Here is a 1,254-nt window from a genome sequence, read left to right on the forward strand (position 1 = left end):
GCAGCCGCTCGGAGCGCAAGGCACGGCTCCTGGAGCAGATGGAGCTTCAGCTCGAAGAGCTGGAAGCAACCGCAACCGAGGACGAACTGGCGGCCGAGCAGGCCGCGGCCAAGACACAGTCCGTCAAATCCTTCCAGCGCACGCGGCCGTCGCGCAAACCGTTCCCCGACCATTTGCCGCGCGAGCGGGTCGTGGTCGCCGCACCGGAGAGCTGTCCCTGCTGCGGCTCGAACAAGCTGTCAAAGCTGGGCGAGGACATCACCGAGACGCTGGAGGTCGTTCCCCGGCAGTGGAAGGTGATCCAGACGGTGCGCGAGAAGTTCTCGTGCCGGGACTGCGAGACGATCACCCAGCCGCCGGCGCCCTTCCATGTGACCCCGCGCGGCTTCGCCGGGCCCAACCTTCTGGCCATGATCCTGTTCGAAAAGTTCGGCCAGCATCAGCCCTTGAACCGGCAGAGCGAGCGCTACGCCCGGGAGGGCATCAATCTGAGCCTGTCGACACTGGCCGACCAGGTCGGCACCTGTGCGGCGGCCCTGCAGCCGCTTTATCGGCTGATCGAACGCCACATCCTGGCCGCCGAGCGGCTGCACGGCGATGACACCACGGTGCCGATCCTGGCCAAGGGGCAGACGGTCAAAGGGCATATCTGGACCTACGTCCGCGACGACCGGCCGTTTGGTGGGCGGGCGCCGCCGGCCGCGCTCTATTACGCCTCGCGCGATCGACGGCAGGAGCATCCCACGCGGCATCTCCAAAGCTTCACCGGTATCCTGCAGGCCGATGCCTATAGCGGCTATAACGAGCTGTATGACGCCTCGCGCGCGCAAGGAGCGGTCACGCCCGCACTCTGTTGGGCCCATGCCAGGCGGCAGTTTTTTGAGCTGGCGGACATCGCCGCCAATGCGAGGCGAGACAGGAACGCCGCGGCGATCTCGCCGATCGCGCTGGAGGCGGTCAAGCGCATCGATGCACTGTTCGATATTGAGCGTGGCATCAACGGCCAAAGCGCCGAAGAGCGGCTGCGGGTGCGCAAAGAACAAAGCGCCCCACTCTTGACGACGTTGGAAGCATGGCTACGCGAGCAGCGCGCTCGGCTGTCGAACTCCTCATCGGTCGCCAAGCCAATCGACTACATGCTGCGCCGCTGGGACCGGTTCGCTCACTTCGTCGATGACGGACGGATCTGCTTCACCAACAACGCCGCCGAACGCGCCCTGCGCGGCTTCGCACTTGGGCGCAAATCCTGGCTGT

At 65.8% G+C, this 1,254-nt stretch carries 1 protein-coding gene; it reads left to right on the forward strand.

Features of this window, described 5'->3' with window-relative positions:
* Positions 1 to 1,254, forward strand: a 1,254-nt coding sequence (gene tnpC, locus SO139_RS46220; protein WP_498542158.1) for an IS66 family transposase, incomplete at both ends; no start/stop codon positions are given.

The sequence above is a fragment of the Bradyrhizobium sp. UFLA05-89 genome, from assembly GCF_059803475.1.